Source organism: Pseudonocardia zijingensis, assembly GCF_042657305.1.
Taxonomy (GTDB): domain Bacteria; phylum Actinomycetota; class Actinomycetes; order Mycobacteriales; family Pseudonocardiaceae; genus Pseudonocardia; species Pseudonocardia zijingensis.
In genome coordinates, this window is sequence record NZ_JBHSKO010000032.1 from 39244 (window position 1) to 54393 (window position 15150).

Sequence of the window (15150 nt, forward strand, 5' to 3'; positions counted from 1 at the left end):
CGGGACACCGTTGAGGCCGACCATCGTCGCGTCCACCGACCGATCCCCCTCGCGGAGGCAACACCCGTGACATCGACCGCCCGACCCCAAAACCCCTTCGCCGAGACCGAGGAGGTGGCCGCCGCGATCGAACGGGAGCGGCTCCTGCTGGTCCGGTGCGTCGAGACCGCCTACGAGTCGCTGCGCGTGATGCCGGGCGTGGACACCTCGGCGCGGACACTGGTGTGGTTCGCAGGCCGCCTGCTCCTCGCTCACGAGCGCGCGACGAAACGGGACTCCGACTGAGCCGCGAGAGCGAGCCCCGGGCCCCGAGCGCGGCGGCAGCCGCGTCCACCCGGTGACGCGACCCGTCCGGGTGGGTGAAGCTGGATTCGTCCCTTACCGCCGTTCCCGGTCGCGCAACGTACCCGCTGGGTGGATGCCGAAACTCGCCCGGTAGGCGGCAGCGAACCGGCTGAGGCTGGTGAAGCCCCACCGGTGGGCGATCCGCGCGACGGTGGTGTCGCCGGGCCCGGCCCGGCGCAAGTCGTCGTGGACCCGTGCGAGGCGGACCTCTCGCAGAAAGCGCATGGGCGAGATGCCCATGTGCTGGCGGAACCCCTGCTGCAAGGTCCGTGGGCTGACGTGGGCGATCTCAGCGATGTCCCGTGTGGTGAAGCGGTGTTCCGGGTGTTCCTCGATGGCCTCGACCGCGCGGCGGAGCGAGGCGGGCAGGCTCATCGCGAACGGGCGCTCGGCGGGACGGGGTGCGGAGGTTCGGTGAGCGGTCGCTCGTCGGTCGGCCGAGCGTGGAGCAGCGAGCGCTGAGGGCACGTACAGGCCTCGGCGGGCGGCCCTGAGCATGGCCAGCGTGCGGGTCGAGGCTTCGAGCTTGACGCGGATGTCCTCGATGTGGCCGGCCATCGCGCATTCGGACAGGCCCAGCGTCGCGGCGATGTGGCGGTAGGAGCTGCCCTCGACGAGCCTACCGAGGATCTCCAGCTCCCGGTCGGTCAGTGCTCGCATGTCGCCGGGGGCGGAGAGCAGGACCGCCGCCGCCAGGTGGGTCGCCGACTGGGACGCACACGCCAGCACGGTGACCCGCGCGTGGCGCTCGAGCGATTGCTGCTGGCGGTAGGGGCACAGGAAGGAGGCGTAGGTGGATCCATCGGCCATGTGCTGCGCCGCGGCCGCCAGCACTGGCGAACCTGCCACGAGCAGCGGATCTCCCCCGACCCCCGGCAACGGCAGTACGGCCCCGCTCTGTGCGAGCACAACCCCGGCGCGGGCGTCGGTCACGACGCGCGCCGCGGCCGTGATGGAGCGCAGCGGGTCGACCGCGTGCGCGATCGCAGGGGCAAGGGTGGTGATCATGTCGCGGGCGGCTTCGGTGGGATGCGCATCGGTATCGGTGTTGAGACCGAGGACCCCCAGGTGACGGCCGTCCGGGGCGAACAGGCCGACCACGAGTCCACCGCAGAACCCGGTCGGCGCCAGGAACTGCGTCCAGCTGTACACCTCTTGCAGAGGAACCGAGAGGTCACTGATGCGGGTCGCCCCGCGCAGCCGGAACAGGCCGAGCTGTTCGATCTCCTCGACCCCGGCCGGTCCGCTCATGTACGCGATGTGGTCGGCGCCGAATCCGTGGGCGACAACGGGTGGCTGCGTGCGGCGTTCCGGGTCGAGCAAGGAGATCCAGGCGCCCTGGAACGGCACCAGCCGGCCCAAGGGGTCCAGGAGCGCCTGTGCGCGCTCAGGGATGCTCAACGGGGCCTCGGCGATGGCCGCGATGTCGGCCGCCACCCGTTGGCTGCCCGAGGGCCGTTCGACTGTCATCCGCACCCCATTCCTTCCGTCTCAGTCACCCCCGGGTATCCCGCCTTGCTCTCGCTGCCGCCGGGTCACCCCGGCGGGTACGCGGGTGGGTGGGGACGGCAGATCGCGGATGCATTCCCGACGTCCAGCGCAGTCGATGCCGAGCAGCTCGAGTTCCTCGAGCGGCCTCAGCCCGCTGATCGATACTGCTCGGGGCTCGGCGATACCGGCCAACTCGACCGTGCACGCCGGCCCACTCGTCGAAATCTCCACCATCACGCGACCTCGGTCCCAGCGCTCCGCTCGCCGGGGGTCGAGGGACCACGGCACACGGCAGCCTACGACCGGTCAACCGGCCGCCGGGAGGGTCGAGGTCGGTCATGTCGCTCCACCCGTCCAGCTCCCCGCGCAGCGTCCGTGCCGCCCCGACATCGCCTGGATTCTCCTGAGGACGCCGTCGCGAGGCAGGTGCTGATCGGAGTTCGACCGTCTCACCGCAACGTCGCGTCCACCCAGTCGCGCAGCTCATCGGAGGGTGCGACGCCGTAGCGGCGGGCCAGCACCTCCCCGTCGCGCAGCACGAGTAGCGTCGGCACGGCACGGACCCCGAGCCGCCGGGTCTCCTCCGGTGCGGCGACCACGTCCACCTCCACCAGCTTGAGCTCGCCCGGGCGGCGGAGGGCCAGACCTTCGACGACCGGCCGGGCCAGCCAGCTGAGCCCGCACCAGGGCGCCCACAGATTCACGAGCACCGGCAGCGTCGCCCGCTGCGCCACCGCGGCGAAGTCGTCGTCGCGGGCGGCGGCTATCCACGGCAGGACATGCCGGCAGTTCCCGCAGACCGGTACCCCCGTCCCGAGGGCGGGTACCCGGTTGCGCCGTCCGCACCGGGGGCAGCCGACGACGCCCGAGCGCGTCTCCGATTCGGTGACACCCGCACCCAGCCGCCGGAAGACCCGCTCCAACGCCGCCAGGCAGGGGTCCCATGACGCCTCGAGCCCGTCATCGAGCCCGTCCTCGATGACGAGACGCACGCGGGGCGGGGCGATCACAGAGGCTTCCCCCAGGTCAGACCGCCGGGTGCGGCGGCGGCCGGAAGCGGAGCGTCGCGGCGGTGACGTGCTCGCGCAGCGGCGTGTCCGCCGCGACGTGCTCGACGGATCCGCCCTCGTCGATGACGGCCTGCACGAGCTCGTCCACCACATCCGGGGTGCGGCGCAGTTCCCGGCGGCACACCGGGCACCGGTCCCCCTCGACGGCCAGGTAGCCGTCGTTGTCGCAGACCGTTCCCGGGAGCACGACCTCGTCCTGCACGAGGAGCTGGTTCACGGCGGCGGTGGCTCCGGCCCACAGGCACTCGGCCAGTCCGACGACCGCGAGCCCGCCCGAGGACCAGCGTTCGAGGGTCTCGGTCACGAGTCGCTGCTCCTCTGCCCGCTCGTAGCGCTCCACCACCTGCTCGGCGCGCCTGCGGATCCTCCCGAGGTCGTCCTCGCGGGGGTGGACGGAGAACGTCCCGGCCACGCGCTCGCGCACGGTTGCGGGCAGGTGGTCGAGGAACTCGGGGATCTCGTGGTCGTGACCACCGACGGCGATGATGTCGAACTCGTGGCGGCGGGCCTCCTCGTCCAGCCGCTCGGCCACGGCGCGGTAGTGCCGCTTCGCGAGCAGCTCGGCCTTGTTGTGGACGGTGTGCTCCCGCATGCCGGCCGCGTAGTCGGGCTTGCGCAGCGTCCGGTCCCGGAGCCGGCCGGCGCATTCGACCACCTCGTCCTGGTACAGCTCGAAGAACCGTGCGCGGCCGCGGTCGATGACCACGACGCGGCAGCGGTGGTACTCGTCGAGTACAGCCACGAGTGGCCGGACCCAGGCTGTCTCGTCGACCACGTACCGGTCACGCACGGATCGTGGCAGCTCGACGTCCTCGAACACGCCTCGACCCGAGCACGAGAAGAACGCCACGGCCTGCGGGTGAAGGCGCTCCTGCTGCACGGCTTCCTCGATGCGCTCGATGTCACCGCGCAACGACAGCCGGGAGTCACGCTCCATCGAGGAGTCCTTGGCGAGCAGCCGCACCTCGTGCAGCTGCTCGTCGACGCGGCTCGGGAAGGCCCGTCGATCCGCGGGGTCGAACCGGACGTACAGGCTCAGCACCGGCAGTCCGGCACCGCGCATCCGCAAGATCCGATCGACGGTCTCGACCTCCAACATCACGCCCTCCTCAGGCCGCGGGCAGCTCGCCGAGGTTGATCGTGAACGTGTGGGGCTCGGCGGCCGGTGGCCGCACGACCGTGAGCCGGACGACGTCGCCCGGCTTGCGCGCGGCGATCAGGGCCCGCAGGTCCTGAGCCGTGCGGACCTCCTCGCCGTCGACCTGGATGATCAGGTCCCCCACCTGCACCCCGGCCACGGCGGCTGGGCCGTCCGGATCGACAGCGGCCACACCGGCTCCGACCGGCTCCCCGCGGTCGTTCGTCACTGTGGCGACGGTGATCCCGAGCGCTGCCCGCCCGGAATCCACGACCCGCCCGTGCTCGATGATCTGCCGGGCGAGGGAGCTGACGATGTCCGCCGGAATCGCGAATCCCACCCCTGGGGCCGCGCCGCCGATCCCCGGGTTCACCGCCGCGAGGGTCGGCAGACCGACCACCTCGCTGTCGAGGTCGACAAGCGCCCCACCACTGTTGCCCGGGTTGATCGGGGCACTGGTCTGGATCACCTGGCGCAGCGCCGTCCCCGGGAATCCGATCTCTGCCTGGGGAGGCTCCGGCACCGTGCGTCCCAGCGCCGACACGATCCCCTGCGTCACACTGCTCTCCAACCCGAGCGGGCTGCCCATCGCCAGCACGAGGTCACCGACCCGCAGGTCCCGGGTGTCCCCGAAGCGTGCCGGCACCAGCCCGGTGGTGTCCGCGACGCGGATCACCGCCAGGTCTTCCACCGGGTAGGAGGCCACCAGCGTGGCCGGCCGGACCACGCTGCTGGCGGCCAGCCGCACCTCGAACTCCGTGCCGGTTCCCACGACATGGGCGTTGGTCACGATGTGGCCCTGGTCGTCGAACACCACCCCGGAGCCCACCCCTCCGTCATGGCTGATCTCCACGACCGAAGGCAACACGTCCTGGACGACCGACGCGAACTCCGCCTCCAGCGACTCGGCCACCCCTGGGACCGGGGGCGACGGCTCGTCCTCGGCTGCCGTGCACCCCGCCACCGCGACGACCAACACCGACAGAACCAGGAAAGCGTGGCGTACCGGCTGTGGCGCAACCTTCATCGCACGGCCTCGCTCTCCGATCCGGGCAGCCGGTTGGCACCCGTGGTCCTGCGACCGTTCCAGTGCTGTGGGTGCGCGTTGATCGGCCCGATGAGGCCGATGTCTCCGCACGCACTGGCCCTGACGGGCCCAGTTCGTGAGAACACGACCTGGTGCGCCTGCACCGGTTCCGAGAAGGATCGCGCCGAGGTGGAACCGTGACGAGAGGGCGTATCCGCGTGCGGATCCTCACCTCGCCAGGGCCATGCCGAGGACGCGGCCGCCCGGGAAGAGTTCGTCGCGTGACGATCGTCCGGCAGTCCCGGAACTTCGACGTCCTCGGCCTCGAGCTCGGCGGCGACGTCGCGGTGCCCGAGAGCCCGATCGGGGTGGTCGTCCTCGCGCGAGGCCCGGGCGGGAGGGATGACGACGAGCGGGACCTGCGCGTGTCGAACGAGCTCGGCAAGGTGCGTGTCGCGACCGTGAGGGTGAACCTGCTGACCACGGCGGAGCAGCGGATCGACGCCGCGACCGCCGAGCTGCGGTTCGACGCGAACCTCCTGGGCGTGCGCACGATCGCGATGATCGACCGGCTGGCGTCCGACGGTGCGACCGCCGGGCTTCCCGGCGGGCTCCTGGGTGCGCACTCCGCCGCGGCCGGATGCCTCATCGCGGCGGCGGCCCGGCCACAGTGGGTTCGCGCCGTGGTGTCGCCCAGCGGTCGGCCCGACCTCGCCGGCGAGTTCCTCCTCATCGCGCGAGCACCGACCCTGCTCGTGGTGGGCGAGTACGACACGGTGCTCCGAGAGCGGAACGAGGTCGCGGCAGATCGCATCGCCGGCCCGACCCGGGTCGCCCTTCTCGACGACGTGGGCCACCTGATCGACGAGCCGGGCGCGCAGGCTCTCCTCGCAGAGATGTGCCGGGACTGGTTCCGCGAGCTCCTGCGAGCGAGGACGGAAGCGTCCGCGCAGCCATGACCGGCAGCCGTGTGCGCTGCGTCATTCCCCCCGACGTGGGGCTCGGTACGCTGGTTATTGTTCGTACATGGACCGCTCCCCGAGTACTCCCCTGCTGCGCAGGACGTGCCCCTGGTGCGCCCGTGCCCGCGTCATCGCCTTCGGCGAGGAGGGCGTGGTCCGGGCGTTGGCCCGGCACCTCGAGACATGCACCGGCGAGGACGCCGGCGACGACGAATAGCCGCACAACCCTGCGCTGAGATCAACCGGAACTGCGGCCGGCCATCTCCATGAGGCGCCGCACACGGTCTGTCACCGGCGGATGGGTGGAGAACAACCGGGCGATGCCCGCACCGGGCCGGAACGGGTTGACGATCATGAGGTGGGACTGCGGCACCACGGCCGGCTCCGGCCGCATCGGCAGCGCCCGCGCTCCCCGCTCGAGCTTGCGCAGCGCCGACGCCAGCCCCACCGGGTCGCCGGTCAGCCGGGCGCCGGAGGCGTCGGCCTCGTACTCCCGGGTTCGGCTCACGGCCAGCTGCACGATCGCGGCGGCGATCGGTCCCAGAACGACGATCAGCAGCATCGCGATGGGGTTGTGGTCGCCGTCCTCGTCGGTGGCGACGGGGCCGGCGAACGCGGCCAGCTGGGCCAGGAAGGTGATCAAGCTCGCAAGGGCTCCGGCCACGCTCGCGACGAGGATGTCACGGTTGTAGACGTGGGCCAGCTCATGGCCCAGCACCGCGCGCAGCTCCCGCTCGTCGAGGATCCGCAACAGGCCGACCGTTGCGCACACCGCGGCATGGCGCGGGCTGCGTCCGGTGGCGAAGGCGTTGGGATTCTCGGTCGGGCTGACGTAGAGCCGCGGCATGGGCTCCCCCGCCCGAGCGGCCAGTTCCTGGACCACGCGGTGCATCAGCGGTGCCTCCGAGCGCGACACGGGGCGCGCGTGCATCGCGCGCAGCGCCACCTTGTCGGAGTTGAAGTAGGCATAGCCGTTCATGCCGAGCGCGACCAGCAGGGCGAGGACCAGGCCGGTCCTGCCGAAGAACGAGCCCACGAGCAGGACCAGCCCGCTCAACGTACCGAGCAGCAGCGCGGTCTTCAGCCCGTTGGCGTGCCTGCGCACGATCGACACCTCCGACCGGTCGGAGACCGGAGCGCCCGTAGGGCCCGCTCCCCCGAGGTGCTCACGCGAGCACGGCGTGGACGGCGCTGACGATCGCGCCCGGGCGTGCCGCGACGGGGACGCCGTTGGCGAAGACGCTGGGTGTGCCGGCGACACCGCGCGCGATCGCGCGCTCCGTGACGTAGCGGGGCCACGGTAGGTAACGGCCGGTGCGGATGGTCTCGGCGAAGGCCGGGTCGGTGATGCCGATCTCCCGGCCCAACTCGACGAGCTGGCCGTCCGACAGGCCCATGCCGCCCTCGGCCGGCTGGTTCTCGAAGAGCACACGGGTGTATTCGCGGAACCGACCGGCATCCGCCGCCGCACCCGACGCGGCCCCCGCGCGGGTGGAGTACGCGGCGGTGGAGACCGCGTCCAGGAGGTTCATCGGGTGGTAGATCAGGCGGATCGCACGGTTGGCGACCAACCTGTCCAGTAGCGGCCCGGTCATCAGCTCGAACTGCTTGCAGAACGGGCACTGGAAATCGATGTAGGCATCGACGTCGACCGCTCCGACCCCTATGACGACACCGTCCCCGGTCGGCGTCGTGCCGTGCGGGACCGGAACAGATGGGATGCCGGAGACGGGCTGCGTATCCATGCACGGATGCTGCCGAATCGATCGATCTCACCGCTTCCGTCCGGCAGCGCGAGAAGCGGTGCCCTGCATTCGACCTGCCGGGCCCGGGCAGGCTGCCCCGCTCCGGTGTCGAGGTCGGCGGTGTTCGCGGCCGACCCCACCAGGCGGGCCCGGCACGCCGATCTCGTCCTGCCAGACCGATGTCGCCGGCCGACCGTCCCCGGATCGTGGATGGGGCCGCGAAGCCGGCACCCACACCCCGATACACCTGGAGCTGTCCATGGCACGCCCACTCGAAGGCAGGAAGATCGCGATCCTGGCAACCGACGGCGTCGAGCGGGTGGAACTCGAGCAACCGCGCGGCGCGCTGTACGGCGCGGGCGCCCGCACCGAGTTGCTCTCGCTCCACCCCGGCGAGATCCAGGCACGCCAGTTCGACCTCGTATCAGCCGGCACACTGCCCGTGGACCGGCTGGTCACCGACGCCGCCGCGGACGACTACGACGCGCTGTTGCTGCCAGGTGGGACGGTGAACCCCGACACGATGCGCATCGACCCCGCCGCGGTCGCGTTCGTCCGTGAGTTCGTCACCACAGGCAGGTCGGTCGCGGCGATCTGCCACGGGCCGTGGATGCTGCTGGCGGCTGATGCCGTCCGCGGCCGCCGGATCGCCTCGTGGCCGAGCCTCCAGAACGACCTTCGCAACGCCGGCGCGGAATGGGTCGACGAGGAGGTCGTGGTCGACGGGCAGTTCACGACGAGCCGCTCGCCTGCCGACCTGCCGGCGTTCTGCGCAGCGATCATCGAACAGTTCGCCGCGGCGCACGTCGCCGGTGCGCCGTAGTGTCCGCGCGGAGCTGCCCCCCGCTCAGCCGACGCCCGGCCCGCGGTGCCCACGAGCCGGGCGAGGCGGGTGGAGCGCGTGGGACGGTGAGGCCATGACCGCGGCCGCACACGATGAGCGTCACGCCCTGCTGGAGGAGCTGGACCTGTTGCGGGCCCGTCGGCGCGAACTCGAGGAGAGCCTCGTCTCCGACGACCACCGGCCGCACGACTTCGGTGAGCTCGGTGAGACCACCGAGCTCCGCGACGAGATCGACTGGATCGATCGCCGCGTTCGTGACCTCGTGCACCACCTCTGGGAGGCGGGACGGCCCGACGGGGACACGTCGGAGCGAGCCGGCCTGTACAGCGTGGTCACGCTCCGGTTTCCGGACGGCACCTCCGAGACCCTGCAGGTCACCCGGTTTCCCGACGAGGACGTCCCGGTCGCAACACCCGAGAGCCCCCTCGGGCGCGCGCTGCTGGGTGCGCAGCCGGGCGACGAGATCACGTGGACGGCGCCGGACGGGCGGTGGCGGGCCCGGGTGGAACGGGTTCGTCGGCCCGTGTAGCCGCGTCCGTAGCCGCGTCGCACTCCAGATCCCACATGCGCCGGTACGGCCCGCGGGCGGCGAGAAGCGCTCGGTGCGTACCGCGCTCCACGACCCGCCCCGCGTCGAGCACGATGATCTCGTCCACGTCTCCGAGCGTCGCCAGCCGGTGCGTGACGATCAACGTGGTGCGCCCGGCCGAGGCGGTCAGGAGCTCGGCTGCGAGTGCGTCGGCGGCGGCGAGGTCGAGGTGCTCGGTCGGCTCGTCGAGCAGCAGCACGGGCCGGTCGGCGAGGAGCGCTCTGGCCAGCGCGATGCGCTGCCGCTCGCCGCCGGAGACGCGGGACCCGTGCTCGCCGACGCGCGTCGCGCAGCCCTCGGACAGGCCGTCCACCCAGTCGAGCAGACGGGCTCGCGCCATGGCGGCCCGCACTGCGTGCGGGCCTGCCGAGCGTCGGGCGAGCAGCACGTTCTCGCCGATGCTGGTGTCGAAGACGTGCACGTCCTGGGCGCACAGCCCGACCACGCGCCGCACGGCGTCCCCGGTGAGCGTCGTGACGTCGACGCCGTTGAGCGTGACCCGGCCCGCGGTCGGGTCCAGGAACCTCAGCAGCACCGCGACCAGGGTGCTCTTCCCGGAGCCGCTCGGCCCGACGACCGCGACCCGGCGGCCGGGCGTCAGCTCCAGGTCGAGCCCGTCGACAGCCGGGGTTCTGGCACCGGGCCAGTGCGCCTGCAGGCGTTCGACGCGCAGCGTGTAGGGCGGGCTGGGCAGCGTTGCGGGCATCGGCGGCTCGACCACGGGCGGTGAGCGGTCGAGAACGTCGACCACGCGCTCCGCGGAGCGAGCGACTCGCCGGAGGTCGTGAGGAGCCTGGGCGAGCACCGCCACGACCTCCGCCGTCGCAAGCGGCACGAGCGCGACGACGGCGAGGGCCACCCCGTCGAGGGAGCCGGCGCGAACCGCGAGGACGCCCTGCGCCAGCGCCAGCCACATCGCGGCCCCGGCGACGAGTGTGGTCGTGCCCGCGGCGAACCCGTTGGACGTCGCGGTGGCGGCCAGGGTGCGCCGGAGCCTCCGGTCGGTGTCGGTCACCCTCTCCAGCCGACGGCCCGCCGCACGGCAGGCCAGGAGATCGGGCGTCCCGCGCAACAGCTCCACGATCCCGTCGGACAACTCCCCGCGCAGCTGCGCAGCACGTTGCTCGGCCCGCCGGCCGCCGCGCGTCGCGAGCCGCGGCACCGTGACGGCGGTGAGCAGCAGCGCCACGACGAGCGCGACACCGGCGCCCGGGAGCAGCCACCACAGCAACGCGACAGCGCCCGTGCCGGCGACCGCTGCCGCGCAGTACGGGAGCGCCACGCGGAGGAACAGATCCTGCTGCGCGTCGACATCGGCGACGAGGCGGGCCAGCAGATCCCCCGAGCGATACGCCGGCAGTCCGGCCGGTGCGACCCGCTCCAGCTGCCTCCACAACGCGACCCGCAGCTCCCGCAGGACCTGGAATGCGGCGTGGTGGGAGGCCAGGCGCTCGAGGTACCGTGAGCCGGCGCGGACGAGGCTGAGGGCGCGGACCGTCGCGACCGCCACCAGGAGGTACAGGACCGGCGGGTGCTGCGCGGCCCGCGAGATGAGCCAGGCCGACGTCGCCATCAGCCCGATGCCGGCGGCCACCGCCACCGCGCCGCACCCGGCCGCGAGCGCCAGGTGCCCGCCGGCGGGCCGGCACAACGCCGCGACCCGCCGCACGGCGCGGAGCCGACCTCCGTCGTCCCGCTCCGGCGAGCAGGTGTGCACCGCCCGGCAAGCCCCGCCCGCGTCGCCGCATCGCTCGGCCGTCGCGCGAGCCGGCAGGTACGCGTCACCCGCGCCCTGCTGCCGGCGCGGTTCCGGCACCCACTCGTCGCCTGCGGACCCGGGCTCCGCGTCCAGCCGGACGACGCGATCGGCCAGCGCGAGCAGCGCAGGGCGATGTGTGACGAGCAGGACCGTCCGTTCGGCACCCACGGCCCGGAGGCTGTCGACGACCGCCTGCTCGCCCGCGACGTCCAGCCCACTCGTCGGCTCGTCGAGGACGAGCAGCTGCGCGTCCGGCAGGAGGGTCCGGGCCAGGGCCACCCGCTGCCGCTGGCCGGCCGAGAGCCCGGACCCGCGCTCACCGAGCGGGGTGTCGATGCCGGCGGGAAGCGCGTGGACGAAGTCCGCGCCGGCAGCGCGGAGCGCCTGCCACACGGCGCGGTCGGGTGCCCAGGGTTCGGCGAGCCTGACGTTGTCGGCGATGGTTCCAGCGAACAGCTGTGGGCGCTGGGGCAGGTAGGCCACCTGCGCGCGCCACGCGTCGGCATCGAACGCGCCGAGGTCGACACCCCTCACGCTCACCCGGCCCCCGGTCGGCCTGACGAAGCCGACGAGCAGCGCGGCCAGCGTGGACTTGCCGCGGCCGGACGGGCCCACGAGCGCGACCGTCTCCCCGGGGGCGAGCTCCAGCGACACGTCGGTGAGCGCGGGGCGGTCGGCACCCGGGTGGGTGACCGTCACCGTGTCGAGCCGGATCGGGTGCAGCCGCAGGTCGGGCACGCCGTCGAGGGCGTGAACGGACGGTGCGGGGGTCTCGAGCACCTCGAAGATCCGCCGCGCCGCCGCGAGGCCCTCGGCGCACGCGTGGTGGTGCACGCCCACCTGCCGGAGCGGTCGGTAGACCTCCGGCGCCAGGATCAGTACGACGAGCGCGGTGTACAACTCGACGGACCCCGCGACGAGACGCAGCCCGATCCCCACCGCGACCAGCGCCACGGACAGGGTCGAGAGGAGCTCGAGCACCAGGGCCGAGAGGAACGCCACGCGCAACGTCCGCATGGTCGCGCGCGCGTGGGCGTCGGTGACGGCGCGGATCGTGGCGGTCTGGGCCTTGGCCCGGCCGAACACCTTCAGCGTGGGCAACCCGGCGACGACGTCGAGGAAGTGACCGGCGAGCACGGCGAGCGCCCGCCACTGCCGGTCGGCGCTGCGGCGGCTCGCCAGGCCCACCAGGACCATGAAGACGGGCACCAGCGGCAGGGTCACCGCGATCGTGACCGCCGCCGTCACGTCGACGCCGAACAGTGCCAGCAGCACCGCGACCGGCACCACGACCGCGAGCACGAGCTGCGGGAGGAAGCGACCGAAGTAGCCGTCGAGGGCGTCGAGACCCCGGGTGGCCAGCGCGGTCAGCTCCCCGGACCGCTCGTCCGACAACCATCCCGGGCCGAGGCGCATCGCCTGTCCGAGCAGCCGGGCGCGCAGCTCCGATGTGACCGCCGCTCCGGCGCGCTGCCCGGCGACCTCCTGTACGCCGTCGAGCAACGCACGGCCGGCCACCACCGCCGCCAGCAGGGCCACTTGGGTCGTCAACCCGCTGAGGTCGGCGCCGCCGAGGAACGCGCTGGTGATCGTGTCGGCGAGCAGCGCGGCCTGCGCACCGAGCAGCCCGGCGATGCCGAGCCCCAGCGCGACGCACCACAGGACGTAGGTGCGCGCGGCGCGGCCGTGGGCGAGCAGCCGCGGGTCCAGCGGGCGCAGGCTCGTCCCGTCAGCGGGAGGCATCCGCCTCCTCCGATGCCGTGCCGCCGGCCGCCGGGGACTGCACCGCACCGATCCTCTTGGCGAAGATCCAGTAGGTCCACGCCTGGTAGGCCAGCACGATCGGAAGGAAGATGGCCGCCGCCCAGGTCATGACCACGAGCGTGTAGTCGGTGGAGCTGGCGTTGTGCACGGTGATGTCGTAGGCCGGGTCGATGGTCGACGGCAGAACCGTCGGGTAGCTCGCGAGGAACAGCGTGGCCGTCGCCGCGACGATCGCCGTGCCGGTGAGTACGAAACCCAGGCCCGCCCAGCGGCGGGTCATCGCCCAGGCGCCGAGGAGCGCGACGACGGCGAGTCCCCCGGTCACCGCCGTCGCCGCGGTGCCGCGCTGTGCCTGGATCGCGGCCACGAACCCGATGATCGCGAGCACGGGCAGCGGTCCGATCCGGCTCGCCGCGCGCCGCGCGCGGGCCTGCAACTCACCGGTTGTCCGCAGGCTGAGGAACAGGGCACCGTGCAGGAGGAACAGGGTGACCGTCACGAGGCCGCCCACCAGGGCGTACCAGTTGAGCAGGTCGCCGAGGCCGCCGCGGAGGACGTGCTCGGCGTCCAGTGGCAGGCCGCGCGCGATGTTGCCGAACACCGCTCCCCAGAGCACGGCCGGGACGAGGCTGCCGGCGACGAGCAGCCGATCCCAGTTCGCGCGCCAGCGGGGTGAGTCGCCCTTGCCGCGGAACTCGAGCGCCACACCGCGCACGATCAACGCGACCAGGACGGCGAGCAGCAGCAGGTAGAGGCTGGAGAACATCGTCGCGTACCAGAGCGGGAACGCGGCGAACGTCGCACCGGCGGCGACGATCAGCCACACCTCGTTCCCGTCCCAGACGCCGCCGATCGTCTGGATCAGCGCGCCCCGCTCTTCGTCGGTGCGGCCGAGCACGGGGAGCAGCATCCCGACCCCGAAGTCGAAGCCTTCCAGGAAGAAGTAGCCGGTCCACAGAACGGCGATGGCGACGAACCAGAGGTCGGCGAGGTCCATGGTGGCTGTCCGATCAGTAGGTGAGGCGGGCGGAGTCGGCGCCCTCCGAGTCCGCACCCACGCGCGGTAGACCGGCCGAGGCATGCCGCCGCAGCAGGTACACCCCCACGACCGCCAGCACCCCGTAGAGGATCGTGAAGACGATCATCGAGGTGAGCACGGTGCTCGCGGCAACGCCCGGCGAGACCCCGTCGGCGGTCCTCATCTGGCCCCAGACCACCCAGGGCTGCCTGCCCATCTCGGTGAAGATCCAGCCGAACGAATTCGCGAGTAGCGGCAGCCCGATCGCGGCGACCGCTGCACGGTGGAACCACGGGCTCGCGGGCCGGCGCCCCTTCCGCGTCTGCCACAGCCCGACGGCCGCGATCGCCGTGGCCAGCAGTCCGCACCCGATCATCAGTCGGTAGGACCAGTAGGTCAGGGGAATGTTCGGGCGGTAGTCCCCGGGACCGAACTGCTGGACGTAGCGGTCCTGGAGGTCGTAGATGCCCTCGACACGCCCGTCGGGCGTGCCCGTGGCGAGGAACGACAACAGGCCGGGGACCTTGATGCTCCAGATCTCCCGGGAGCCGTCCAGCGTGCCGACGGTGAGCAGTGAGAACGACGCGGGCTGCTCGGTCCGGTAGAGCGCCTCCGCCGCCGCCATCTTCATCGGCTGCTGCTGCGTCATGATCACACCCTGCGTGTGGCCGGACGCCAGTACGGCCACACCGGCGACGAGTGTGATCCACATGCCCGCCCGTGCCGCGCGGCGGAAGGCCGGCGCGTCCGGGCCGTGGCTCCGGTGCCACAGCTGCCAGGCGCTGACGCCGAGCACGAATGCTCCGGCGGTGAGGAAGGCCGCGGACACCGTGTGGTACACCGCGACCAGCGCGGTGGGGTTCATGAGGACGGCACCGATGTCCGTGAGCTCGGCACGTCTCTCCACCGGGTCGAACGTGAAGCCCACCGGGTGCTGCATCCAGGCGTTCGCCGCGAGGATGAAGGATGCCGAGACCAGCGAACCGATCGCCACCAGGTAGATCGTGGCGAGGTGCAGCCGGGGGCTCAGCCGGTCGCGTCCGAAGATCCACAGGCCGATGAACGTCGACTCCAGGAAGAACGCGAGCAGGCCCTCGAACGCCAACGGGGCGCCGAACACGTCGCCGACGAAGACCGAGTACTCGCTCCAGTTCATCCCGAACTGGAACTCCTGCACGATCCCCGTGACGACCCCGAGTGCGAAGATGATCAGGAAGAGGCGGCCGAAGAACAGCGTCGAACCGAGGTAGGCCGGGTTGCGGGTGCGCACCCACGCCGTCTGGAACCCCGCCACCACCCACGCCATCCCGATGGTCAGCGGGACGAAGAAGAAGTGGTAGACGGTCGTGATCCCGAACTGCCACCTCGCGAGATCGAGCTGGTCCACGGGCCACCTCC

At 72.3% G+C, this 15150-nt stretch carries 13 protein-coding genes; 4 read left to right on the plus strand and 9 right to left on the minus strand.

From position 1 onward, the window contains the following. Positions 1–66: 66 nt before the first annotated feature. Positions 67–285, plus strand: coding sequence for a hypothetical protein (locus ACFPL3_RS37395; protein WP_343938953.1), 219 nt, complete (start codon positions 67–69; stop codon positions 283–285). 93 nt (positions 286–378) lie between these two features. Here ACFPL3_RS37395 and ACFPL3_RS37400 read toward each other — a convergent pair whose 3' ends face one another. From ACFPL3_RS37400 to ACFPL3_RS37415, 4 genes are all read right to left on the minus strand, one after another. Further along, positions 379–1815, minus strand: a complete 1437-nt coding sequence (locus ACFPL3_RS37400) for a helix-turn-helix domain-containing protein (protein ID WP_343938955.1) — start codon at positions 1813–1815, stop codon at positions 379–381. Positions 1816–2285: 470 nt separating this feature from the next. Continuing rightward, positions 2286–2846 (minus strand): thioredoxin family protein, encoded by a 561-nt coding sequence (locus ACFPL3_RS37405; RefSeq protein ID WP_343938957.1) that lies wholly within the window; start codon positions 2844–2846, stop codon positions 2286–2288. Between the two features lie 16 nt (positions 2847–2862). Beyond that, a complete protein-coding gene (locus tag ACFPL3_RS37410; RefSeq protein ID WP_343938959.1) occupies positions 2863–4005 on the minus strand; it encodes a baeRF10 domain-containing protein in 1143 nt (380 codons plus the stop codon). A gap of 10 nt (positions 4006–4015) precedes the next feature. After that, on the minus strand, positions 4016–5023 hold the full coding sequence (locus tag ACFPL3_RS37415) for a S1C family serine protease (RefSeq protein ID WP_343938961.1): 1008 nt from the start codon (positions 5021–5023) through the stop codon (positions 4016–4018). A gap of 329 nt (positions 5024–5352) precedes the next feature. On the opposite strand from ACFPL3_RS37415, the gene ACFPL3_RS37420 reads away from it, so the two are divergent. Further along, positions 5353–6030: a dienelactone hydrolase family protein gene (locus ACFPL3_RS37420; RefSeq protein ID WP_379590563.1), complete on the plus strand. Its 678-nt coding sequence runs from the start codon at positions 5353–5355 to the stop codon at positions 6028–6030. A 241-nt stretch (positions 6031–6271) separates the two neighbouring features. On the opposite strand, the gene htpX is transcribed toward ACFPL3_RS37420, so the two are convergent. Continuing rightward, positions 6272–7138 carry a zinc metalloprotease HtpX gene (gene htpX, locus ACFPL3_RS37425; protein ID WP_343938966.1) on the minus strand — a complete coding sequence of 289 codons (867 nt, stop codon included), beginning with the start codon at positions 7136–7138 and terminating at the stop codon, positions 6272–6274. A gap of 61 nt (positions 7139–7199) precedes the next feature. Next, entirely contained in the window at positions 7200–7778 is a 579-nt protein-coding gene (locus tag ACFPL3_RS37430) for a DsbA family protein (protein WP_343938968.1), read from the minus strand. Between the two features lie 259 nt (positions 7779–8037). Here ACFPL3_RS37430 and ACFPL3_RS37435 point away from each other — a divergent pair, with 259 nt between their 5' ends. Both ACFPL3_RS37435 and ACFPL3_RS37440 read left to right on the plus strand, forming a co-directional pair. Then, positions 8038–8601, plus strand: coding sequence for a type 1 glutamine amidotransferase domain-containing protein (locus ACFPL3_RS37435; RefSeq protein WP_343938970.1), 564 nt, complete (start codon positions 8038–8040; stop codon positions 8599–8601). A gap of 94 nt (positions 8602–8695) precedes the next feature. Then, positions 8696–9151, plus strand: coding sequence for a GreA/GreB family elongation factor (locus tag ACFPL3_RS37440; protein ID WP_343938972.1), 456 nt, complete (start codon positions 8696–8698; stop codon positions 9149–9151). Here ACFPL3_RS37440 and cydD read toward each other — a convergent pair. The 3 genes from cydD to ACFPL3_RS37455 are packed head-to-tail and all read right to left on the minus strand — an operon-like array spanning position 9087 to position 15139. Continuing rightward, positions 9087–12713 carry a thiol reductant ABC exporter subunit CydD gene (cydD, locus tag ACFPL3_RS37445; protein WP_379590566.1) on the minus strand — a complete coding sequence of 1209 codons (3627 nt, stop codon included), beginning with the start codon at positions 12711–12713 and terminating at the stop codon, positions 9087–9089. The two genes, ACFPL3_RS37440 and cydD, sit on opposite strands and share 65 nt — an antisense overlap. Then, on the minus strand, positions 12700–13731 hold the full coding sequence (gene cydB / locus ACFPL3_RS37450) for a cytochrome d ubiquinol oxidase subunit II (RefSeq protein WP_343938978.1): 1032 nt from the start codon (positions 13729–13731) through the stop codon (positions 12700–12702). Before cydB ends, cydD begins: the two co-directional genes overlap by 14 nt. Positions 13732–13744: 13 nt before the next feature. Then, entirely contained in the window at positions 13745–15139 is a 1395-nt protein-coding gene (locus ACFPL3_RS37455; RefSeq protein WP_343938980.1) for a cytochrome ubiquinol oxidase subunit I, read from the minus strand. Positions 15140–15150: the final 11 nt, after the last annotated feature.

What these genes read in the sequence shown, in the direction of transcription:
- ACFPL3_RS37400 (WP_343938955.1), bottom strand. Translation starts at nt 1,815, where the DNA reads ATGACAGTCGAACGGCCCTCGGGCAGCCAACGGGTGGCGGCCGACATC.
- ACFPL3_RS37410 (WP_343938959.1), bottom strand. Translation starts at nt 4,005, where the DNA reads ATGTTGGAGGTCGAGACCGTCGATCGGATCTTGCGGATGCGCGGTGCC.
- ACFPL3_RS37435 (WP_343938970.1), top strand. Translation starts at nt 8,038, where the DNA reads ATGGCACGCCCACTCGAAGGCAGGAAGATCGCGATCCTGGCAACCGAC.
- ACFPL3_RS37430 (WP_343938968.1), bottom strand. Translation starts at nt 7,778, where the DNA reads ATGGATACGCAGCCCGTCTCCGGCATCCCATCTGTTCCGGTCCCGCAC.
- ACFPL3_RS37440 (WP_343938972.1), top strand. Translation starts at nt 8,696, where the DNA reads ATGACCGCGGCCGCACACGATGAGCGTCACGCCCTGCTGGAGGAGCTG.
- cydD (WP_379590566.1), bottom strand. Translation starts at nt 12,713, where the DNA reads ATGCCTCCCGCTGACGGGACGAGCCTGCGCCCGCTGGACCCGCGGCTG.
- cydB (WP_343938978.1), bottom strand. Translation starts at nt 13,731, where the DNA reads ATGGACCTCGCCGACCTCTGGTTCGTCGCCATCGCCGTTCTGTGGACC.